The 22,194-nt window shown below is 63.6% G+C and carries 19 protein-coding genes; 12 read left to right on the top strand and 7 right to left on the bottom strand.

What is annotated here, in order from left to right; translation table 11 throughout:
* Positions 1-97 precede the first annotated feature (97 nt).
* The 4 genes from KIT02_RS17325 to KIT02_RS17340 all read left to right on the top strand — a co-directional run bounded on the left by KIT02_RS17325 (position 98) and on the right by KIT02_RS17340 (position 3,380).
* On the top strand, positions 98-1,690 hold the full coding sequence (locus tag KIT02_RS17325; protein ID WP_297585391.1) for a cytochrome ubiquinol oxidase subunit I: 1,593 nt from the start codon (positions 98-100) through the stop codon (positions 1,688-1,690).
* Complete coding sequence (gene cydB, locus KIT02_RS17330) at positions 1,687-2,832, top strand: cytochrome d ubiquinol oxidase subunit II (RefSeq protein ID WP_297580535.1); 1,146 nt, start codon at positions 1,687-1,689, stop codon at positions 2,830-2,832. The genes KIT02_RS17325 and cydB overlap by 4 nt, the downstream gene beginning before the upstream one ends.
* 9 nt (positions 2,833-2,841) lie before the next feature.
* The gene (gene cydX / locus KIT02_RS17335; protein WP_297580537.1) at positions 2,842-2,973 is read left to right on the top strand and encodes a cytochrome bd-I oxidase subunit CydX; all 132 of its coding nucleotides are present in this window, start codon (positions 2,842-2,844) and stop codon (positions 2,971-2,973) included.
* A 260-nt stretch (positions 2,974-3,233) separates the two neighbouring features.
* The gene (locus tag KIT02_RS17340; RefSeq protein ID WP_297580539.1) at positions 3,234-3,380 is read left to right on the top strand and encodes a DUF1127 domain-containing protein; all 147 of its coding nucleotides are present in this window, start codon (positions 3,234-3,236) and stop codon (positions 3,378-3,380) included.
* A gap of 99 nt (positions 3,381-3,479) precedes the next feature.
* Here the strand turns inward: KIT02_RS17340 and ybaK are convergent, their stop codons facing one another.
* Both ybaK and KIT02_RS17350 read right to left on the bottom strand, forming a co-directional pair.
* A complete protein-coding gene (gene ybaK / locus KIT02_RS17345; RefSeq protein WP_297580541.1) occupies positions 3,480-3,953 on the bottom strand; it encodes a Cys-tRNA(Pro) deacylase in 474 nt (157 codons plus the stop codon).
* 38 nt (positions 3,954-3,991) lie between these two features.
* On the bottom strand, positions 3,992-4,867 hold the full coding sequence (locus KIT02_RS17350; RefSeq protein ID WP_297580543.1) for a LysR family transcriptional regulator: 876 nt from the start codon (positions 4,865-4,867) through the stop codon (positions 3,992-3,994).
* Between the two features lie 95 nt (positions 4,868-4,962).
* Between KIT02_RS17350 and KIT02_RS17355 the strand changes: the two genes are divergently transcribed.
* Complete coding sequence (locus tag KIT02_RS17355; RefSeq protein ID WP_297580546.1) at positions 4,963-6,459, top strand: CoA-acylating methylmalonate-semialdehyde dehydrogenase; 1,497 nt, start codon at positions 4,963-4,965, stop codon at positions 6,457-6,459.
* Positions 6,460-6,664: 205 nt separating this feature from the next.
* Positions 6,665-7,126, top strand: a complete 462-nt coding sequence (locus tag KIT02_RS17360) for a DUF5680 domain-containing protein (protein ID WP_297580548.1) — start codon at positions 6,665-6,667, stop codon at positions 7,124-7,126.
* Between the two features lie 232 nt (positions 7,127-7,358).
* On the opposite strand, the gene rhaI is transcribed toward KIT02_RS17360, so the two are convergent.
* Positions 7,359-8,648, bottom strand: coding sequence for an L-rhamnose catabolism isomerase (gene rhaI / locus KIT02_RS17365; protein ID WP_297580550.1), 1,290 nt, complete (start codon positions 8,646-8,648; stop codon positions 7,359-7,361).
* 161 nt (positions 8,649-8,809) lie between these two features.
* A complete protein-coding gene (locus tag KIT02_RS17370; RefSeq protein ID WP_297580552.1) occupies positions 8,810-10,906 on the bottom strand; it encodes a bifunctional rhamnulose-1-phosphate aldolase/short-chain dehydrogenase in 2,097 nt (698 codons plus the stop codon).
* A 319-nt stretch (positions 10,907-11,225) separates the two neighbouring features.
* Between KIT02_RS17370 and KIT02_RS17375 the strand changes: the two genes are divergently transcribed.
* The 6 genes from KIT02_RS17375 (at position 11,226) to rhaM (ending at position 17,153) form a co-directional block, all read left to right on the top strand.
* Positions 11,226-12,026: a DeoR/GlpR family DNA-binding transcription regulator gene (locus KIT02_RS17375; RefSeq protein ID WP_297580554.1), complete on the top strand. Its 801-nt coding sequence runs from the start codon at positions 11,226-11,228 to the stop codon at positions 12,024-12,026.
* Positions 12,027-12,068: 42 nt separating this feature from the next.
* Positions 12,069-13,055, top strand: coding sequence for a rhamnose ABC transporter substrate-binding protein (gene rhaS, locus KIT02_RS17380; RefSeq protein WP_297580556.1), 987 nt, complete (start codon positions 12,069-12,071; stop codon positions 13,053-13,055).
* Positions 13,056-13,212: 157 nt separating this feature from the next.
* A complete protein-coding gene (locus KIT02_RS17385) occupies positions 13,213-14,718 on the top strand; it encodes a sugar ABC transporter ATP-binding protein (protein ID WP_297580558.1) in 1,506 nt (501 codons plus the stop codon).
* Positions 14,715-15,695 (top strand): ABC transporter permease, encoded by a 981-nt coding sequence (locus tag KIT02_RS17390; RefSeq protein ID WP_297580560.1) that lies wholly within the window; start codon positions 14,715-14,717, stop codon positions 15,693-15,695. Before KIT02_RS17385 ends, KIT02_RS17390 begins: the two co-directional genes overlap by 4 nt.
* 130 nt (positions 15,696-15,825) lie before the next feature.
* Complete coding sequence (locus KIT02_RS17395) at positions 15,826-16,824, top strand: ABC transporter permease (protein ID WP_297580562.1); 999 nt, start codon at positions 15,826-15,828, stop codon at positions 16,822-16,824.
* Positions 16,821-17,153: an L-rhamnose mutarotase gene (gene rhaM / locus KIT02_RS17400; protein WP_297580564.1), complete on the top strand. Its 333-nt coding sequence runs from the start codon at positions 16,821-16,823 to the stop codon at positions 17,151-17,153. Before KIT02_RS17395 ends, rhaM begins: the two co-directional genes overlap by 4 nt.
* Before the next feature lie 354 nt (positions 17,154-17,507).
* Here the strand turns inward: rhaM and cysG are convergent, their stop codons facing one another.
* The 3 genes from cysG to nirD all read right to left on the bottom strand — a co-directional run bounded on the left by cysG (position 17,508) and on the right by nirD (position 22,189).
* Positions 17,508-19,100, bottom strand: coding sequence for a siroheme synthase CysG (gene cysG, locus KIT02_RS17405; RefSeq protein WP_297580566.1), 1,593 nt, complete (start codon positions 19,098-19,100; stop codon positions 17,508-17,510).
* Positions 19,072-21,687, bottom strand: coding sequence for a nitrate reductase (locus tag KIT02_RS17410; RefSeq protein WP_297580568.1), 2,616 nt, complete (start codon positions 21,685-21,687; stop codon positions 19,072-19,074). Before KIT02_RS17410 ends, cysG begins: the two co-directional genes overlap by 29 nt.
* Positions 21,688-21,853: 166 nt before the next feature.
* On the bottom strand, positions 21,854-22,189 hold the full coding sequence (gene nirD / locus KIT02_RS17415) for a nitrite reductase small subunit NirD (protein ID WP_297580573.1): 336 nt from the start codon (positions 22,187-22,189) through the stop codon (positions 21,854-21,856).
* Between the last annotated feature and the right edge of the window lie 5 nt (positions 22,190-22,194).

The raw sequence follows: 22,194 nt of genomic DNA on the forward strand, positions 1-22,194 counted from the left end.
CTATTGATATGAATCAAGGCGGGCGACAAAATCGCGTGGCAAGGTTGAGTCCAAGTCGGCCCCTTCCGGCCGTCGTAACCCGAGGCCCATGCCCATGATCGACATGCTTGTCGTCGATTTGTCGCGATGGCAGTTCGCTGCCACGGCGATGTATCACTTCATCTTCGTGCCCCTGACGCTCGGGCTTTCTTTCATGATGGCCATCATGGAGAGCGTCTATGTGATGACCGGCCGCGATGTGTGGCGCAAGGCGACCCTGTTCTGGGGCACGCTGTTCGGCGTCAACTTCGCCATGGGTGTCGCCACGGGTATCGTGATGGAATTCCAGTTCGGGATGAACTGGAGTTACTACAGTCACTATGTGGGTGACGTGTTCGGCGCGCCTCTCGCCATCGAGGGCCTGATGGCCTTCTTCCTCGAGGCGACATTTGTGGGTCTCTTCTTCTTTGGCTGGGATCGCCTGAGCAAGCTGGGACACCTGGTGGTCACCTGGCTGGTGGCGCTGGGCGCCAATTTCTCGGCACTCTGGATCCTGATCGCCAATGGCTGGATGCAGAATCCGGTCGGCGCCAAGTTCAATCCCGACACGATGCGCATGGAAATCACCGACTTCATGGCGGTGATCTTCAATTCCGTGGCTCAGGCCAAATTCGTGCATACGGTCAGCGCCGGCTATGTCTGCGGCGCGATCTTCGTGTTGTCGATTTCGGCGCTGTTCCTGGTCAAGGGCAAGCATGTCGAGATGGCCAAGCGTTCGGCCGTCGTCGCTGCCAGCTTCGGCCTGGCCTCGGCGCTGTCGGTCGTGGTGCTCGGCGATGAGAGCGGTTACGTCGCCACCGAGCATCAGAAGATGAAGGTCGCGGCCATCGAGGCCTCGTTCCACACCGAACCGGCCCCGGCGCCCTGGACGATCGTGGCCATACCCGGTGCCGATGGTGAGCCGATCTGGTCGCTGTCGGTTCCATGGGTCGGCGGGCTGATCACTACGCGTTCGCTCGACAAGGAACTGCCCGGCATGAATGAGCTCGTGCTTCGCGCCGAGGATCGTATCCGCACGGGCATGGTGGCCTATGATGCGCTCGAACGCATCCGCGCCGATGGCAGCGATACCGAGGCCCGCGCGGTGTTCGAGGAGCATTGGGCCGATCTTGGCTATGGGCTGCTGCTCAAGCGCTATCGCGCCGATGTGCAGAATGCCACCGACGAGGAAATCGCCATGGCGGCCGCAGACACCGTTCCCGATGTCTGGCCGCTGTTCTGGACCTTCCGCATCATGATGGGTCTGGGCTTTTTCTTCATCGCCTTCTTTGGCCTCTGGTTCTATCGGGCGTCGCGCGGTTGGATCGACACCAACAAGCCCTTGCTCTGGGTCACGGTGTTCCTGTTGCCGACCCCGTGGATTGCCATTGAAAGCGGCTGGTTCATCGCTGAGTTTGGGCGCCAGCCCTGGGTGGTCGAGGGCGTCCTGCCCACCTTCTACGCCGCTTCGAGCCTCAGCGTGCTCGACCTGGTGCTGTCGCTCAGCTTCTTCGTGCTGCTCTATACGGTGCTGCTGGTCATCATGGTCATGCTGATGGTGCGCATCGTCAAAGCCGGCCCCAAGGACAAGCTGTTCACCGCCGACGAGGAGGACGACTTCGTCATGGCCGCCCTTCCTGCCACGCCCGCAACCAAGGAGCTCGGATCGTGAGCACCATTCCTCTCGACTACGAAACGCTTCGCCTTATCTGGTGGCTGCTGCTCGGCGTGTTGCTCATCGGCTTCGCCATCATGGGTGGCCGCGACCTGGGCGTCGGTGCTCTCCTGCCTTTTGTCGCCCGCACGGACGAGGAGCGGCGCGTGCTGCTCAACCTCATCGGCCCGACCTGGGAAGGCAACCAAGTCTGGCTGGTACTGGGCGGGGGCGCTATCTTTGCCGCGTTCCCCCCGCTCTATGCGGTCAGCTTTTCCGGCTTCTACCTCGCCATGATCGTCATACTGCTGGCCCTGATCCTGCGGCCGGTAGGCTTCAAGTTCCGCGGCAAGATCGAGGATCCCCGCTGGCGCGCGGCCTGGGACTGGAGCCTGTTCGTGGGCGGTTTCGTGCCGGCGCTGATCATGGGTGTGGCGGTGGGCAATGTGCTGCTCGGAGCGCCGTTTCATTTCGATGACAGCATGCGCATCTTCTACACGGGCAACTTCTTCCAGTTGCTCATGCCCTTTGCCTTGCTGGCGGGCCTCGTCAGCCTCGGCATGATTGTCACCCATGGCGCCAGCCTTCTCATGGGCCGGACCACCGGGGCGATCGCAGATCGCGCGAGGCGCTATGGACTGCTGTCAGGGCTCGCCACCATCGTACTGTTTGCGCTGGGCGGGCTTTGGATCGCGTTCATGAACGGCTATGTGGTCAGCAGCCTGGTCGACCCGAACGCACCCATCAATCCCCTGGCCAAGTCGGTTGACCTGGTGCAGGGCGGCTGGCTGCGGAACTATGGGACTTACCCGTGGATGATTGCAGCGCCGATCATCGGCCTGGCCGGGATGGCCGTGTCGACCCTAGGTCTTCTGGTCCGCAATCGCTGGCTGGCCTATCTGGGCAGCAGCGCCGGGATCTTCGGGATCGTGTCCACGGCGGGCGTCTCGATGTTTCCGTTCCTGCTGCCGTCCTCGACCATGCCCAATGCGGGTCTGACCCTGTGGGATGCGTCCTCGAGTCACCTGACGCTGTTCATCATGCTGCTCGCGACGGCGGTCTTCCTGCCAATCATCCTGGCCTACACCGCCTTCGTCTTCCGCGTCATGCGGGGCACGGTGACGACGCAGAGCCTCAACAAGAACCCCAATGCCTATTAGGAGCTGACGATGTGGTATTTCTCCTGGATCCTGGGGCTGGGCCTGGCCTGCACCTTCGCCATTCTCAATGCGATGTGGTTCGAAATGCGCGAAGACCGGCGCATCGCGCGCGAGGAGGGGCGGGAGCCGACGGCCACCTGACGCATGGCTCCTGACCAGATGGTCAACAACCCGTAAACCGGCCCCGACCTGCTCGCGGCCGGTTTTTTATGAGCTTTCACAGGCTGTTGTGGGCCCGCGCTGGCACAGGAAGACACATAAAGGCGGCCCTGCATGGTCCGAAATGTGTCGAAATTGCCTCTTTAGAATGCACCAGATGCATAACGGATGTGCAGATTGACCACCTACTAATCACTACTGGAGTGATCTAGATAAGGGTCATCAAACGAAGGGGAACCGAAATGAACATTGCCAAGAAGATTTCTGACTTTGCCAAGTACCAGCGCACCCTGCGCGAGCTGAACAGCCTCGACAGCCGTCAGCTGAACGATCTCGGCATCACCAAGGGCGACATCAAGTCGATCGCTCGCGGCACCTACGTCGCCTAAGCGACACCGACCTCCAAGTCGATCCGATGAAGGCGTCCACACGGGCGCCTTTTGTCGTTTCAGGGCACCGCTTTTGGCCGGGGGCGCACAAGAGCGGGGTCAGCGCACGATATCGGCGGTGATGCAGCCCAGGGCTTTGACGAGGTCATCCGGTCGGATGCGGATTTGCAATCCGCGCTGCCCGCCATTGAGGAAGATCGTGTCGTAGAGCGTCGCCAGCTCATCGAGGGCCGTGGGAACTGCCTTGCGCTGGCCCAGGGGGCTGATGCCGCCCACCTTGTAGCCGGTCAGGCGCTCGGCATCGGCGGGCTTCATCATGTGGGCGGACTTGCCGCCCAGGGCTGCCGCCAGCTTTTTCATGTTCACCTCCTCGTCCGAAGGGACGATGGCGCAGACGGGCTTGCCGTCGAGTTCGGCCATCAGGGTCTTGAAGACCTCGGAGGGAGAAACGCCCATGGCCTCGGCGGCCTGCAACCCAACGCGCTCGGCGTTTGGATCATAGTCGTAATGGGCCAGGGTGAAGGCGATGCCGGCCTTGGTCAGGGTCTGCGTGGCGGGGGTGGTCTTGGACATGATCCGGTTTTAACCCATGGGCCAATGCGGGCAAGAGCCTAGAAAATGTCGCGGTCGCGGGCGACGATCTCGGTGAGAAAATCCGAGACCAGCGCGATCCGGCGCAGTGCGCGCTGATCCTCGTGCAGCACGGTCCAATAGGCGCGGCGGAGCGTGTGGGCGGAGAGGACGGGCACAAGGTCGGGATCGCGGCGCGCCATGAAGGCGTGGAGAATGCCGATGCCCGCCCCGGCCCGCACCGCTTCGGTCTGGCCCATGGCGGAGGAGACCGAAAGGCTCGACCGCCAGTCCTTGAGAAAGGCGGCGGTGTAGTCGAGCGTGGCGGTATAGAGCAGGTCCTCGACATAGCCGACGAGCGGGTGATCGGCGAGGTCCGCCAGACTGCCCGGCATGCCGCGGCGGGCCAGATAAGCCCTTGATGCGTAAAGGCCCAGGGAATAGTCGGTGAGTTTTCGCGCCACCAGCCGGCCCTCGCGCGGGCGCTCCAGGGTGACGGCAATGTCGGCCTCGCGGCGCGACAGGGAAAAGGCCCGGGGCACCGGCACGAGCTCGATCCTGAGGCCAGGATGCCGCTCAGTCAATTCGCCCAGGCGCGGCGCGAGAAAGGCGACCCCGAAACCATCCGGCGCGCCAATGCGCACCACGCCCTCGATGGCGCTGTCCGCTCCCGCCGCCTCGCTGGCGGCAAGGCTGGCGCTTTCCATGATTTCGGCCATTTCAAGAAAGCGCTCGCCCTGCACCGTCAGCTCGGTGCCGTTGGTGCGGCGGTGGAACAGGGTGCTGCCCAAAGCCGCCTCCAGCGCGGAAATCCGGCGGGCCACGGTGGCATGGTTGAGGCCGAGGGCCTTGGCTGCCCCCAGAAACTGACCCTGGCGCGCCACAGCCAGAAAAATCCGCGCATCATCCCAGTTCAATTGAATGCCTATTTTTGCACATCAGATGCAAAATCTATCACGTTGATATGCGCCGATGGTAGTGCGAATTCCATTTCGACCCATAGGAGGACATCATGCGCACAATCGGCCACTTCATCGACGGCGTCGAAACCAACGGACAGTCGACCCAGTTCCAGGACGTGTTCAACCCGGCCACGGGTGATGTGCAGGCGCGCGTGGCGCTCGCCACCGATGCCGATCTGCAGGCCGCTGTCGCCTCAGCAGCCGCTGCGCAGCCGAAATGGGCCGCGACCAACCCGCAGCGCCGCGCCCGGGTGTTCTTCAATTTCGTGGCGTTGATCAACCAGAACATCGACGAACTCGCCGAACTACTCAGTGCTGAACATGGCAAGACCATCGAGGACTCCAAGGGCGACATTCAGCGCGGTCTGGAAGTGTCCGAATTCGTCGCCGGCGCACCGCATCTGCTCAAGGGAGAATATACGGACGGAGCAGGGCCGGGGATTGATATGTATTCCATGCGCCAGCCGGTCGGCATCGGTGCAGGCATCACCCCGTTCAACTTCCCGGCGATGATCTCGCTCTGGATGCTGTCGCCGGCTATCGCCGCCGGCAATGCCTTCATCCTCAAGCCCTCCGAGCGTGATCCCTCCGTGCCTGTGCGGCTGGCGCAACTGGCGCTCGAGGCCGGCCTGCCCAAGGGCATTCTCAATGTCGTGCATGGCGGCAAGAGCGTCGTGGACGCCATCCTCGCCCATGAGAAGATCGAGGCGATCAGCTTTGTCGGGTCGACGCCCATTGCCCGCTACGTCTATGGAACGGCGGCCGCGAACGGCAAGCGCGTCCAGGCCTTTGGCGGTGCCAAGAACCACATGGTCATCATGCCCGACGCCGATATGGACAAGGCCGCCGACGCGCTGATGGGCGCCGGTTTCGGCTCGGCCGGCGAGCGCTGCATGGCGGTATCGGTTGCGGTGCCCGTGGGTGCCGAAACCGCCGATCGCATCGTTGCGGCGCTGAAGCCCCGTATCGAAAAGCTCAAGGTCGGTCCGGCCACGGACAAGGCCAGCGAAATGGGACCGGTCATCACCCAGGCGAGCAAGGACCGCATCGCTGCTCTGGTTGAATCGGGCGTGGCGCAGGGTGCGACCCTGGCCGTAGATGGCCGGGGCTTCAAGCTGCAGGGCTATGAGAATGGCTATTTCGTCGGCCCGACGCTGTTCGACAACGTCACTGCCGAGATGGATATCTACAAGGAAGAGATTTTCGGGCCGGTGCTTTGCGTGGCCCGGGCAACGACCTATGAAGATGCGCTCGATCTGGTGATCGAGAACCCCTATGGCAATGGCACCGCCATCTTCACCCGCGACGGCGATGCCGCGCGCGACTTTGCCGCCCGCGTCAATATCGGCATGGTGGGGGTCAACGTGCCGGTGCCCGTGCCGCTGGCCTATCACAGCTTTGGCGGCTGGAAAGCCAGCGCCTTCGGCGACCTCAACCAGCATGGCACCGATTCCATCAAATTCTGGACCCGCACCAAGACCGTGACGGCGCGCTGGCCCAGCGGCATCAAGGATGGCGCCGAGTTCCAGATGCCGGTGATGAAGTAGGCTCTGGCGGAAGCATCACTCCCACCCTTGATCCCTCCCCATAAGGGGAGGGAGACGACTGAGACACAGTGCCAGCAGCTTGCGCCTCCCTCCCCTCGATGGGGAGGGACCGAGGGTGGGGTGATGAGAGCCACGCATCTTCAAGGCCTGCTGACACCACCCGTCATCAGGACCGGCCATATCTGCCTCGAACCAGAGGCCCCACATGACCCTCGACGAACTCAATTCCATCATCGTCCAAGCCAAATCCGCTACCTATGTCGGGGGCGGGAACAAGGTGCCGGCGTCCCGCACGGGCGCGCATGACCTGAGCTGGCAGAGCGGCGACTGGCGCTATCTCGACAGCTATTTCGGCGGCACCGACTTTCTGGGTCAGGAAGTGGTCTGGCACCGGAACCAGCCGGTCTGGTCGATGAGCTATTACGGCTATATCACCCGCCCGGACCTGATCGACGGGGAGCGGGCGGGGGCGACGATCAAGGCGGCTTTGTCGGCGATGTATGCCGAGGGACGCTTTCTTGGCGGTTTCGACTGGCAGGGCCCGCATGGCGTCTATCGCGACCGCAGCGAAGGCATCCCAGCCCAGTTCCGCGGGCGCGAAACCATCAGCGTCGGCGGCGTGGAAGCCTATGCGCTGGACTATTTCGGCGGGCTGGTGAAGGCCTAGCAGCTCGACAGCTCGTGCGCTTACCCCTCGTCCGCCCTTCGGGCACCTTCTCCCACAAGGGGAGAAGGGGATAACCCCGATATCTCAGTCAGGTCTCCTTCTCCCCTTGAGGGAGAAGGTGGCGCGCAGCGCCGGATGAGGGGTGTGTTGAGAGTTCAGTTTGGATGCAAAAGGCCCGGTGATCGCTCAACCGGGCCTTCGCAAATTCCGCGCGGGGAGGTGCGCGGAAATCTCAAACAATACCGCTGGAACCGGCGGCGATTTCGGGCCGGATTTCGGCGACCTTGGCGCGGTAGCCGGCGGCGCGATAGGCGGCCAAGGGGTCGATGGCGCCACCCTGTTCCATGCGGGCCAGGGCAAGGATCGGCTCGACATCGGTGCGGAAAGCCTTTCGCAGTTCCTGCGTTGCCGCTAGCGCATCGTTAGCATTTTGGGCGCCTGCGAGTGACTTGCGATCGACCAGCAAAGCCTGTGCAAAGGCCCGCTGCACATCGGCTGCCGAGAGCATCAGCGACTCGATGGGGTCGGTAACATTATGGCTCTGGTCGAGCATGTGGGCCGGATGGAAATCGGCATAGCGGCTTTCCGCGTCGACCAGCTCGTTGAAGACGAGGAACAGACGGTACGGATCCACCGAGCCGGCATCCAGATCGTCGTCGCCATATTTGCTGTCATTGAAGTGGAAGCCACCCAGTTTGCCGAACTGGGCAAGGCGGGCGACGATCATCTCGATATTGACGTTGGGCGCGTGGTGGCCGAGGTCGACCAGGCAGAATGCCTTCTCGCCCAGTTCCTTGGCGATGAGGTAGTTGGTGCCCCAATCCTGCACGACGGTCGAGTAGAAGGCCGGCTCGTACATCTTGTGTTCGGTGTAGAGGCGCCAGTCGTCGGGCAGGGCGGCGTAGATGGACTTCACCGAGTCGAGATAGTGCTCGAACTGGGTGGTGAAATTGACCTGGCCCGGGAAGTTGGAGCCGTCGCCGATCCAGACAGTCAGGGCCTTGGAGCCGATGGTCTTGCCGATCTCGATACATTCGAGATTGTGCTCGATAGCCTGGTCGCGCGTGGCCTTGCCGGCGGCGGAGAGCGAGCCGAACTTGTAGGACTGCAACTGACCCTTGGCATCGGCGAAGGTGTTGGAGTTCATGGCGTCGAAGCCGAGATTGAAGCGGCTGGCAGCCTGCTTCAGCCGGTTCGGATCGGCCTTGTCCCACGGAATATGGAGTGAAACGGTCCTGGTCGCCTGGGTCAGCTGGGCGATGACGGCGCAATCCTCGATCTTGTCGAAGATGTCGCGCGGCTCGCCCTTGCCGGGGAAACGGGCAAAGCGCGTGCCGCCGGTGCCGACACCCCAGGAGGGGACGGCGACCGAAAAGGCGGCGACCTTGGCCTTGATGTCGTCGATGGCAATGCCGCGCCGGTCGAGGCGCTCGCCCAGGCTTTCATAATCATTGCGCAGGTCGGCGGCGACCCTGGCGTTCTCGGCTTCGACGACTGATGGGTCGATGATGTGTTCGGTCATTGCTTGACTCCCTAAGAACCCCTCACCCGTCTCGGCCTTCGGCCGATCCACCCTCTCCCACAAGGGGCGAGGGAGGATCGAGTTTGTCACACTCTCCGTGCCCCCTTCTCCCCTCGTGGGAGAAGGTGCCCGAAGGGCGGATGAGGGGGCTCTGCCCTATGTTACCGCGGGAACGACTGGGCGTTGCCGGCGTCGACGTTGATGATGTTGCCCGTGGACTTGGCCGAGGCCTCCGAGGCGAAGAAGTAGATGGCTTCGGCGATGTCTTCGGGGAAGACGGAGCGCTTGAGCATGGAGCGCTGGCGATACATTTCTTCAAGGCCGTCCTTGTCGGTCTTGTAGGTCGAGGCACGCTGCTCGAGCCATTCGCCGGCCCAGATTTTCGAGCCGCGCAAGACGGCGTCCGGATTGACGACGTTGACGCGGATCTGGGCTTCGGCGCCTTCGAGGGCGAGGCAGCGGGCCAGGTGAATTTCAGCCGCCTTGGCGGTGCAATAGGCAGCAGCGTTGGGGGAGGCGGCCAAGCCATTCTTGGAGGCGACGAAGACGACATTGCCGCCGATCTTCTGGGCGCGGAACAGGCGGAAGGCCTCGCGGCTGACGAGGAAATAGCCCGTGGACAGGATGTCCATGTTCTTGTTCCAGAGGTCGAGCGACGTGTCTTCGATCGGCGCCGATGAGGCGAGGCCAGCATTGGAGACCAGGATGTCGAGCCCGCCGAACTCGACCACGGCATGGGCGAAACCGGAGAGAACCTGTTCTTCCCGGGTCACGTTGATGTTGACCGGGCGGACGAAGTCCTTACCGAAGACATCGCTGAGCTCGGCCGTGGCGCTGTCGAGCGCGGTCTGGTCGATATCGGCGAGGACCACGCAGGCGCCTTCGCGCAGGAGACGCGCAGCGGTGGCTTTGCCGATGCCGCCGGCGCCGCCGGTGACGAGGGCAATCTTGCCGGCGAGGGACTTTGGCTTGGGCATACGGGCGAGCTTGGCTTCTTCGAGGAGCCAGTATTCGATGTCGAAGGCTTCCTGTTCGGGCAGGCCCTGATACTCGGAAACGGTCGAGGCGCCGCGCATCACATTGATGGCGTTGACATAGAACTCACCCGAAATGCGGGCGGTGGCCTTGTCCTTGGCGAAGGTGATCATGCCGACGCCCGGGATCAGATAAACGACGGCGTTCGGATCGCGGATGGCCGGAGAATTGTCGTGCTTGCAGCGCTCGTAATAGGCGGCGTAGTCGGCGCGATAGTCGGCGATCTGACTATCGAGGCCGGCGATGACGGCTTCGACATCGGGATTGGCCGGATCGAAGGCGACAACCAGCGGCCTGATTTTGGTGCGCAGGAAATGGTCGGGGCAGGAGGTGCCCAGAGCTGCCAGCGGACGCAGATTGTTGGAATTGACGAATTCGAGGACGGCCGGAGAGTCGTCGAAGTGACCGAGCTTGTGGCTGTCTTCGGAGATGAAGCCGCGAATGCGCGGCATCAGGCGGGCAGCGACGGCGCGGCGGGCATCGGCGTCGAGCGACTGTACGGCCGCGCCGCCGAAAATGGTCTTGCCCACTGTTTGCGTCTCGAACCACTCGATCGCCTGATTGATGATGGCGATGGTGGTCTCGTAGCATTGCTTGGGCGTGTCGCCCCAGGTGAAGAGGCCGTGGGATTCAAGGACCACGCCCTTGGCATCGGGATTGTCGAGGCAGAACTTTTCCAGCCACAGGCCGAGTTCAAAGCCCGGCTTCTTCCAGGGCAGCCAGCCGATGGTGTCGCCGAAAATCTGCTGCGTCAGTTCTTTGGAGTTCTTGCTGGCGGCAATGGCGATGATGGCATCGGGATGCATGTGATCGACAAAGGGCCGGTTCACATAGGCGTGGAGCGGGGTATCGATGGAGGAGGCGCGCGGGTTGAGATTGAAGGTGGCGTGCGGGAGATAGCCCACCATCTCGTCTTCGAATTCGACGCCGCGATAGAGCCCCTTCAGAGCCCTGAGCTTGTCCATGTAGAGCGTGGCAAAGCCATCGAGCTTGATCGAAGCATTGTCGCCGCCCGAACCCTTGACCCAGAGGACTTCGACCTCCTGCCCGGTCAGGGGATCCTTCTGCATGATCTTGGACGAGGTATTGCCGCCGCCATAATTGGTGACGCGCTTGTCCGAGCCGAGCAGGTTGGAGCGATAGACGAGACGTTCCGGCTCGCTCATCGACGCCGCCTTGGCATCATCCCACTTGTTTTCAAGGCGCTTGGGCGCGGTGGACATCGGATTCCTCCAAGTTGTTCCGTTGTGCCTGTTGGGGCACCGTGCTGTTCCGACCGGGGAGTCATTCCGGCGAAGGCCGGAATCCATGCGCGACGTGCTGAACATGGACCCCGGCCTTCGCCGGGGTGACATCGTGGGTTGGAGGGCGCGTGCTCCTCAGGCCTTAAGCTGGGCCGGACATGCGCATAGAACGGTCGACACTGTCAATCAGAAACAATCATGTTTCGTCATATTTGCGCGATCATGACAGAAATTTGCCGAATGATGATTGACTCTGCCCGGAATTGATGGAAGCAAATGCGCTCAGGGAGTATCAGCTTTGCACGAAACCGAACGCCACCGCGTCATTCTCGCCGCCGCACAGTCACACCCCGTGGTGACTGTGGCCGAGCTTTGCGAGGTGACTGGATCGTCGGAAGCCACTATTCGCCGCGATATTGCGGCACTGGACGAGCAGGGGCGGCTGCGCCGGGTGCGCGGCGGCGCCGAGGCGATCAACCCGCCCGCGCAGGGCGGGCTGATGGGCCGGCCGTTTTCCGTCAACGAAACGATCAACATGACGCAAAAGCGCGCAATCGCGCGCGCCGCCGCCGAGATGTGCAATGACGGCGAGCCGATCATCATCAATGGCGGCACCACCACCTACCAGATGGTGCACCACCTGACGGGAAAGCGGCTGAGCGTGTTCACCAACAGCTTCGCCATCGCTGAGTTCCTCATCCACAACTCGCGCAACTCGGTGGTGATCCCCGGGGGCACCGTCTATCGCGAGCAGAACGTCATCCTGTCGCCCTTTGGCGGCGTGGTGGCGAGCCATTTTTACGCCAAGCGCATGTTCATCGGCTGCCAGGGCATTGGCGCCCATGGCCTGATGGAGGCCGACCCCATGGTGGTGCAGTCGGAGCTGGCGCTGATCGGGCAGGCCGACGAATTGATCGTGCTTGCCGACAGCTCGAAATTTTCGGGACGCTCGAGCCTCATATTGTGCGGGCTCGACCGAATTGCCGCCGTCGTCACAGACAGCGGTATCCGCGACGAAGACCGCCAGATGCTGGAAACAGCCGGCGTCAGGCTCGTCGTGGCGGACGCGCATACTCAGGCGGAAACGACCGCCGCCTGAGCGGACTAAAAAACCAAGAGCTAACCCCCTGGGAGGGACCAAATGAAACTCTGGAAACTGCTTGCTGCCACGGCAACTGCTGCCGTTCTCCTCGCCACCCCGGCCATGGCCCAGACCCGCATCGCGCTGGTCGTCAAATCGCTGGGCAACGGCTTCTTCGACGCCGCCAACAAGGGCGCCCAGGAAGCTGCCGCCGAACTGGGCGATGTCGAGGTGATCTATACCGGCCCGACCTCGGCCACCGCCGAGGCGCAGATCGAAGTCGTCAACTCGCTGATCGCCCAGCAGGTCGACGCCATTGCCATTTCGGCCAATGATCCCGACGCCCTGGTGCCGGCCCTGCAGCGCGCCATGGAACGCGGCATCAAGGTCATTTCCTTCGACTCCGGCGTTGCCCCCGAAGGCCGCCAGATCCACCTCAATCCGTCCGATATCGGCCTGATCGGTGAAACCATCATCAAGCTGGCGGCCGACTACCTGCCCGAGGGCGGCGACGTCGCCATCCTCTCGGCCGCCTCGACCGCGACCAACCAGAATGCCTGGATCGAAGCCGCCAAGTCCGCCATTCCGGAAAAATTCCCGAACATCAACCTGGTCTCGGTGGTCTATGGCGATGACGACTCGGTCAAGTCGACCGAAGAAGCACGCGGCCTGATCGCAGCCTATCCGGACCTCAAGGCCATCATCGCTCCGACCACGGTCGGCGTAGTTGCCGCCGCCCAGGTGGTCACCGACCAGAACCTGATCGGCCAGATCAACGTCACCGGTCTCGCCCTGCCGTCCGAGTTCAAGCAGTTCATCGACAATGGTGCGAGCCAGGCGGTGGCGCTGTGGAACCCGATCGACCTGGGCTATTCGGCCGTTTACCTGGCCAAGGCGCTGGTTGACGGCGAGGAAGCCGCGCCCGGCGCAACCTTCTCGATCGGCAAGGTGGGCGAAGTGACCCTGGACGACACCAATGCGGCCGCCATGGCTGCCCCGTTCCAGTTCGATGCGTCCAACATCGAAGAGTTCTCCAAGATCTATTGATCCAATCGGGTCCGGCGGTGAGCCGGACCCTTTCCAAATTCAATGTCATCCCCGCGAAAGCGGGGATCTCCGTTTCCTAGTGAACAGGGATTCCCGCTTTCGCGGGAATGACCCGGTGGAAATGGAATGAACTGGCGAAAGAAGCGCATTCCACTCCATGACAGACCCCATCCTCACCCTCACCGGCATATCGAAGAGCTTTCCCGGCGTGCGGGCGCTGCATCAGGTGGCTCTGGAGCTTTATCCTGGCCAGGTGACGGCGCTGATCGGGGAAAATGGTGCGGGCAAGTCGACCCTGGTCAAGACCATGACCGGCATCTACCAGCCCGATGAAGGGGAAATCCGCGTCAAGGGGCAGCTCGTGAGCCTGCCGACGGCCATTTCTGCATCCGAGGCCGGCATTACCGCCATTCACCAGGAAACCGTGCTGTTTGACGAGTTGAGCGTCGCCGAAAACATCTATCTCGGCCATGCGCCGCGCAACCGGCTGGGGCTGATCGACTGGGCCAGGATGCGCGTGGAGGCCCAGAAGACGCTGGATTCCATGGCCGCCGGCGTCGACGCCGCCATGCCGCTCAAGGAACTGGGTATTGCCAAAAAGCACCTGGTGGCGGTGGCGCGGGCGCTCAGCGTCGATGCGGCCGTCGTGATCATGGACGAGCCGACTGCGGCGCTCAGCCAGAAGGAAATCGAGGAGCTCTATGTGCTGGTCGACCTCCTGAAGCAGGACGGCAAGGCCATTTTGTTCATCTCGCACAAATTCGACGAAATCTACCGTATCGCCGACCGCTACACCGTGTTCCGCGACGGCGAAATGGTGGGCAAGGGCCTGATCAAGGATACCCCGCAATCCGAAATCGTCCGTATGATGGTGGGGCGTTCGGTGGACCAGATTTTCCCGGCGCGCGAGGCCGCAATCGGCGAAACCATGCTCGAGGTCACAGGGCTCAGCCACCCCACCGAATTCGAGAATGTGTCCTTCTCGGTGCGCAAGGGCGAGATCGTCGGGTTCTATGGGCTGGTGGGCGCGGGTCGCTCGGAGGTGATGCAGGCCGTGTTCGGCATGACCGCCACCTCGGGTGGCACCATGGTGCTCGACGGGCAGGCCATCACACCCAGATCCCCGGCCGACGCGGTGGCGGCGGGCATTGTCTATGTGCCCGAGGAACGCGGCAAGCAGGGTGTCATCACGGGCGAACCGATCTTCAAGAACGTGTCGCTGCCCAGCCTCGGCAAGACCAGCCGCAGCGGCTTTCTGCGCATGGCCGAGGAATTCAAGCTGGCGCGGACCTATACCGAACGGCTCGACCTGCGGGCCTCCTCGCTCAGTCAGAATGTCTCGACCCTGTCGGGCGGCAACCAGCAGAAGGTGGTGATCGCCAAATGGCTGGCCACGCTCCCCAAGGTGATCATTCTCGATGAACCGACCAAGGGCATCGACATCGGCTCCAAGGCCGCCGTGCATGAATTCATGGCCGAGCTGGTGGCGCAGGGCCTCAGCGTTATCATGGTGTCCTCCGAACTGCCCGAGGTGCTGGGCATGAGCGACCGGGTGGTGGTGATGCGCGAGGGCCTGGTGGTCGACACGCTCGACAATGCCGATCTCAAACCCGAAACCCTGGTGCGGCTTGCGGCCGGTATTGCCGAGGAGCAGGCAGCATGAACCGGCTGTTCAAATCCCGCGAATTTTGGCTGGCGCTGGCCATCGTCGCTCTGATCATTCTCGTGACCCTGCGCTTTCCGCGCTTCTCGCAGCCGTCCAACCTGCTGACAATTTTCAACGACACCTCCATCCTGATGATGCTGGCGCTGGGGCAGATGGCGGTGATCCTGACCCGGTCCATCGACCTTTCCATGGCCTCGAACCTGGCGCTGACCGGCATGATCGTGGCCATGGTCAATGCCGCCTTTCCGGGCGTGCCCGTGCCGCTGCTGATCGCCGGCTGCGTTGTGGTTGGAGCGGCGCTGGGGGCCTTTAACGGCATCCTCGTGTGGAAGCTCGATATTCCGCCCATCGTGGTGACGCTGGGTACGCTGACCATCTATCGGGGCCTGGTCTTCGTGATTTCCGGCGGAGCCTGGGTCAATGCGGCGCAGATGAGCGTCGAATTCATCCAGTTGCAGCGCGGCAGCTTCCTGGGCCTGCCGATCCTGTCGTGGTTCGCCATCGTCGTGGCAGGGCTGGTTTATCTGTTGATGACCCGCACCCCGCAGGGCCGGGCTTTTTATGCCATCGGCGTCAATCCGGTGGCGGCGGTCTATACCGGCATCGATGTCGGCCGCACCAAATTTGTCGCCTTCGTGCTCTCCGGCGCCATTTCGGGGCTGGCGGGTTACCTGTGGATCTCGCGCTACGTGATCGCTTCGGTCGAGGTGGCCAGCGGCTATGAGCTGACCATCGTGGCGGCCTGCGTCATCGGCGGTGTCTCGATTGCCGGGGGCATCGGCACGGTGGGCGGCGCGCTGCTGGGGGCGCTGTTCCTGGGCGTCGTCAACAATGCCCTGCCGGTGATCGGCGTCTCGCCCTTCTGGCAGATGGCCATTTCCGGCGCCGCGATCCTGCTTGCGGTCGTGCTGAATGCCCGCGGCGAGCGCAGCAAGGGGCGGATTATTCTCAAGAAGGCGGAGGGTGTGGCGTGATGAGAACATTGGCGCTGTCGTCCTCTCGCGCTTCGGACTACGCCGAGGCATCGCACCCCTCACCCGGCGCTGACGCGCCGACCTCTCCCCTGAGGGGCGAGGTGAGTCTGTGGCTCACGGATATTCAATCATGACCGATACATCCCTTGGCCGGCGTTTGCCGGACCGGCTCGACAATCCGCTAAAGTCTACGCTGATGAGCTGGGAGAGCCTGCTGGTGCTGGTGGCATTGGCGATTTTCATCGCCAACAGCTTTGCCTCGCCCTATTTCCTCAATGCCTGGAGCCTGTCCGATCTCACCTTCAATTTCACCGAAAAGGCGCTGATCGCGCTGGCCATGGCGCTGGTGATCATTTCCGGGGAAATCGACCTGTCGGTGGCCTCGATCATCGCGCTGGCTTCGACCCTGATGGGGCTGGCACTGCAATATGGAGCCGATACGCCGACGCTGGTGGCGGTGGGTGTCGGGGTGGGCATCCTCTGCGGCGCCTTCAACGGCTTTCTGGTGACAGGGCTCAAACTGCCGTCGATTGTCGTCACCATCGGCACGATGAGCCTCTTTCGGGGGGTGGCCTTCATCATTCTGGGGGACCAGAGCTACAAGGGCTATCCCAAGGATTTTTCGTGGTTCGGGCAGGGCTATGTCTGGTGGGTGATCTCGTTCGAGCTGGTGCTGTTCCTGGTGGCGGCGGCGATCTTCTATGTGCTGCTGCACCGCACCAATTTCGGCCGCCGGGTCTTTGCCATCGGCAATAATGCCACCGCCGCGCAGTTCTCCGGGGTGCGGGTGGACCGCATCAAGTTTGTGCTGTTCTGCCTGACCGGACTGATGAGCGGCATCGCCGCGGTCTTGCTCACCGCGCGGCTCGGCTCGACGCGGCCCTCGATCGCGCAGGGGTTCGAACTCGATGTCATCACCATGGTGGTGCTGGGAGGCGTGTCGATCCTGGGCGGGGCCGGCTCGATCCTGGGCGTGGTGCTGGCAGCGGTGATCATCGGGCTCGTGACCTTCGGACTCGGCCTGCTCAACGTGCCCGGCATCGTCATGAGCATTTTTACCGGGAGCCTCCTGATCGTGGTGATCGCGCTGCCGATCCTGTGGCGGATGTGGAAGGAGAAACGGGCATGATCGTGGACGGGAACTACGAAAAGCACGCCTTCAAGATGATGCTCAATCCCGGCATGGCCGAGGAATACAAGCGCCGCCACGATGCGATCTTCCCCGAACTGGTCGAGCTATTGCACGCCGCGGGCGTGAAGGACTATTCCATCCATCTCGACGAGGAAACCAATGTTCTGTTCGGCGTGCTGTGGCGGCGGGTGGATCACACCATGGCCGATCTGCCGGGCACCGAGGTCATGCAGCGCTGGTGGGCGCATATGGCCGACATCATGGCCACCAATGACAGGAACGAGCCGATCTCGGTGGACCTGCTGCCGGTGTTCTGGATGAAGTGAGGGGTAGAGCCCCCCTTCTGCATTGCTGAGCGAAGGCAAGACCGTTCTGCTCCATAGATTGAAGCAGAATACCCCCTCCCTAGCTCTGCTAGGCCTGGCGGCCAAGCGCCGCTACCCTCCCCTCAAAGGGGGAGGGTGGGGCCGGTATACTTGGCTGCATTTTGGCCGAATTGACAACATCTACGACCACGGTGACGGAAGTTTCTCCGTTTATCACCGGGTCATTCCCGCGAAAGCGGGAACCTCTGTTGCGAGAAAACGGAGATCCCCGCTTTCGCGGGGATGACACTCGCGAAAACTCTGGCATCAGAGATTGTGAACTCAACCTGCCTGACGCCCAACAGCGCCAGGGCGTCAGGCAGTGGCAGCGCTTGGGAGCGGTTGTTCGAGGTGCGAGCGCACCCGCACGGCCAGAGCATCCCCCACCGCAAAGATGGTCGGGGCCGAGAGCGGGAAGGCTTCGACGGCTGCGATCGCTTCGCTGATGGTGCCGCGCCAGATCTGTTCATCGGTGCGGCCGAGGCTGCCGGCGATGATGGCGGGGGTGGAGGGGCTCAGGCCCTTGGCGGTCAGTTCGGCGACAATGCCGGGCAGGGTGCGGCGGGACATGTAATAGACCGATGTGGTGGCCGGATCGGCCAGGGCGGCCCAGTTGAGCGTGGTGGGCAGCACGCCCTTGCGCGAATGGCCGGTGACGAAGCGCACCGACTGGGCGTGATCGCGATGGGTGAGCGAGACGCCGAGGCGGCTGGCGAGGGCGAGGCCCGCGGAGATGCCGGGGACGACGGTGACGGGGATGCCGTGGGTTTCGAGCATGTCGATTTCTTCGCCCGCCCGGCCGAAGATCATCGGATCGCCCGACTTGAGGCGGACGACATGCTTGCCCTGCCGGGCGAGGGTCAGCATCAGCTGATTGATGTCATCCTGCGCGCAGCTGTCGCGCTGGGCGCGCTTGCCCACCAGCATCCGCTTGGCCTCGCGCCGCGCCAGTTCGAGCACTTCGGCGGAGACGAGATCATCGAACAGGATCACATCGGCCGATTGGAGGGCGCGCACGGCCTTAATGGTGAGCAGGTCCGCCTCGCCGGGCCCGGCGCCGACCAGGGTGACGCGGCCGGCGGTGGCGGCCTTGGCATCGGTCAGGACTTCGTCGCCGGCATCGGGTGCGCGGTCGCCAAAAGCCTTGTCGGCCAGCCGCTCCCAGAAGGCACGGCGTTGCGGACCGGCGGCTAGGCTGTCCATGACGGTGCTGCGGATGCGGTCGGCCAACTGCGCCCAAAGGCTCAGGGTCAACGGCAGCAGTGTCTCGATGCGGCGGCGCACCGCCTGACCCAGGATCGGAGCGGCTCCCGCGGTTGAAATGCCGACGACAACCGGGGAACGGTTGACGATGGCACCGAACTGGAACTGGCAGAATTCGGGGCGGTCGATGACATTGTAGGGCACCGCGGCGGCCCTGGCGGCAGCGACGAAGGCATGGGCTTCGGCGTCGTCTTCGAGATCGGCAATGGCGAGGGCGGCGCCGGCGAGGTCGATGGGGGTCCAGGGGCGGCGGTGGAGGGTGATGCCGGTTGAAGCATACCCCTCACCCGTCTCGGCCTGCGGCCGATCCACCCTCTCCCACAAGGGGAGAGGGGGCGTCCGGTGTTCCGGGAGACGCTGACTTCCCTTCTCCCCTTGCGGGAGAAGAGCCTGCCCCCGGCTCGAACGGGGGTGCCCGGAGGGCGGATGAGGGGTGCAATTCAGGAGGCTTTGAAGCTCCTCGCAAATCTCCTCCGCAAACACCTCCACCTGCGCTCCCGCCGCGGCGAGGAGTTCGATTTTCCAGGCGGCGGGTTCGCCACCGCCGATGACGACGGCGCGCTTGCCATGGAGATCGAAGAAGACCGGCAGCACGGCCAGGGGGGCGATACGCTGGTTACTCGGCGGCGGCGAGACGGTGTGCATCGACAATGCTCCGGATTTCAGCGCGGCAGGAGCCGCAATTGGTGCCGGCGCGGGTGAGCGCGCCAACGGCTTCGACGCTTGAGCAGCCCCGGCGGGCGACGGCATCGACAATGGTGTTGATGCCCACGCCCATGCAGGAACAGACGATGGCCCCGGCATCGGGGGTATCGGCGCCGGGGCGGCCGGCCAGGACACGGGAGACCGACACGTCGCTCGCCTCAAGCAGGCTCACGGCCCATTGGCGGGAGACCAGGACCGGATCCGGCGCGGTATAGAGGGCGGCGATGAGACGGCCATCTTCCACCAGAGCAAAGGCCCGCCGCCCGTTGCGCTCGTCGCGGATGGACTGGAAGGCGGCGCCGGTGCCGAAGGTGGTGGCGAGGAATTTCGCCCAATCGTCCGGCTCGCGGGCAAAGCCGAGTTCGCCGCGCCAGCCATTGTTCGCCGGGGCAATGGCCCAGTAGTCGGTGGAGAGGCTTGGCCGGCCGGCGGCGACGAAGAAACCATGCAGACGCATCTCGGCAGGTTCGGCATGAACCTTGGCCATCTTGAGCGCCGGCTGGCCCGAAACCGGATCGGTCTTGGCGCTGACCAGGGCATCGACGCGGCCATTGGAGGCGAACTGGTCGGTCCAGTGCATGGGCACGAAAAGCTGGCCGCGCCGCTGGCGGTCGGTGACCAGGGCCCGCACGGTGGCCGAGCCATGACCATTGTAGAGGCGCACGAGGCTGGCCCGGCGGATGTTGAGAGCCTCGGCATCGGCCGGGTGGATTTCGACAAACGGCTCGGCCAGGTGCGCGGACAGCCGCGCGGCTTTGCCGGTGCGCGTCATGGTGTGCCAGTGGTCGCGGACGCGCCCGGTATTGAGCAGGAACGAGCCGGGAGCGGGGGCGAAGGGCGGCGGTGGCTGGATGGGCAGGAAGCGTGCCTTGCCATCGGGGGTGAAATAGCGGCCATCGCCGAACATGCGGGACCGCGCCCTGGTCCGGATCGGCCATTGCACCGGGGCCATGGCGTCGTAGTCGGCGCCGGCAAGGCCGGTGAGATCGAAATCGCGCTGGCCTTCATTCTCGAAGGCGGAAAGGGCGACGTGCTCGGCAAAGATCTGGCCGGGGCCGAAATAGGAAAAGGCCTGTCCATGGCCGAGGCGGCGCGCCACTTCCTTGATGATCCACCAATCCGGACGCACCTCGCCGGGAAGCGGCAGGAAGGGGCGCTGACGGGAAATGCGGCGCTCAGAATTGGTCACCGTGCCGTCCTTTTCGCCCCACCCGGCGGCCGGCAGGCGGACATGAGCCAGCTCCATCGTGTCGGTGTGCCGGTTCATGTCGGAGACGACGACGAAGGGGCAGGCCTTGAGGGCGGCGCGCACGCCATCGGCCTCGGGCATGGAATCCACCGGATTGGTGGCCATGATCCAGACGGCCTTGATCTCGCCCCGCGCCATGGCGGCGAAGAGATCGACGGCCTTGAGGCCCGGCGCGGTGGCGACCCTGTCGCTGCCCCAGAAGCGGGAGACGCGATCTATGGCTTCGGGGGTGAAATCCATGTGGGCCGCCAGCATATTGGCGAGCCCGCCGACCTCGCGGCCGCCCATGGCATTGGGCTGGCCGGTGACCGAGAACGGCCCCATGCCGGGTTGGCCGATGCGGCCGGTGGCCAGATGGCAATTGATGATGGCATTGACCTTGTCGGTGCCCGAAGCCGACTGATTGACGCCCTGGGAATAGACGGTGACGACCTTTTTGGTGCGCGCGAACAGATCGTAGAAGCGGGCAATGGCATTGGGCGCGAGGCCGGTGGCCTCGGCGACGCGGGCAATGTCCCAGTCTTCCGCCGTCAGCAGGGCCGCCTCGAAACCGCTGGTATAGGCGGAGATGTAGTCGCTGTCGGTGACGCCCAGATGATCGAGATGGGCCAGAAGGCCGACAAAGAGCGCGGTGTCGCCATCAGGTGCAATGGGCAGGTGCAGTTCGGCAATGTCATTGGTGACGGTGCGGCGCGGATCGATCAGCACGACGCGCATGTCCGGCCGGGCGGCGCGGGCGGCCACGATGCGCTGATAGAGCACCGGATGGCACCAGCCCAGATTGGAGCCGACAAGGACGATCAGGTCCGCCTGTTCGAGGTCTTCGTAATTGCCCGGCACGGTATCGGAGCCGAAGGCGCGCTTGTGACCGGCGACCGAGGAGGCCATGCAGAGGCGCGAATTGGTGTCGATATTGGCCGAGCCGACAAAGCCCTTCATCAGCTTGTTGGCGACATAGTAGTCTTCGGTCAGCAACTGGCCCGAGCCATAGATGGCGACCGATTGGGGGCCGTGTTCGGCGATGGCGGCCTTGAAGCGGGCAGCGACGAGATCGAGGGCGTCGTCCCAGCTGGCGCGCTCACCGTCGATTTCCGGATGGAGCAGGCGGCCGTCCATGGCGAGGGTTTCGCCCAAAGCCGAACCTTTGGAGCACAGGCGCCCGAAATTGGCCGGGTGGTCCGGATCGCCGGCGATCGTCACCGAGCCATCGGGCTGGGGCGTCGCCAGTACGCCGCAACCGACGCCGCAATAGGGGCAGGTGGTGCGGGTTGTGGTCATGGGCGAGCTCCTGGAAAGAGACCCCTCATCCGCCCTGCGGGCACCTTCTCCCTCAAGGGGAGAAGGGTGGCGCGGTGCATGACCGGCCCGCGCGGTTCCCCTCTCCCCTTGAGGGAGAGGGTGGATCGACCGCAGGTCGAGACGGGTGAGGGGTTTGTCGCTTGAGTCATTCCGCCGCCATGGCCATCAGCACGTCTGGTGCGATGAAGATGACACCGTCCTCGACCTTGACCGGATAGGTTCGGACGGCGCCTTCGTCGGCGCCCTGGGCCAGGCCGGTTTCGAGGTCGAACACCCAATTGTGCAGCGGGCAGGTCACCGAGGCACCATGCACAATGCCTTCGACCAGCGGGCCGCCCTTGTGGGGGCAGCGGTTGTCGAGGGCATAGACCTGGTTTTCGGCGGTACGGAACACGGCGATCTTGCCCGAGGGCGTATTGACGCAACGGGCGCCGCGAACGGGAATGGCAGTAAGATTGCCGAGCTGGATCCATTCGGTCATGACAC

Origin of the sequence: Devosia sp. (assembly GCF_025809055.1) — a bacterium.
Lineage (GTDB): Bacteria > Pseudomonadota > Alphaproteobacteria > Rhizobiales > Devosiaceae > Devosia.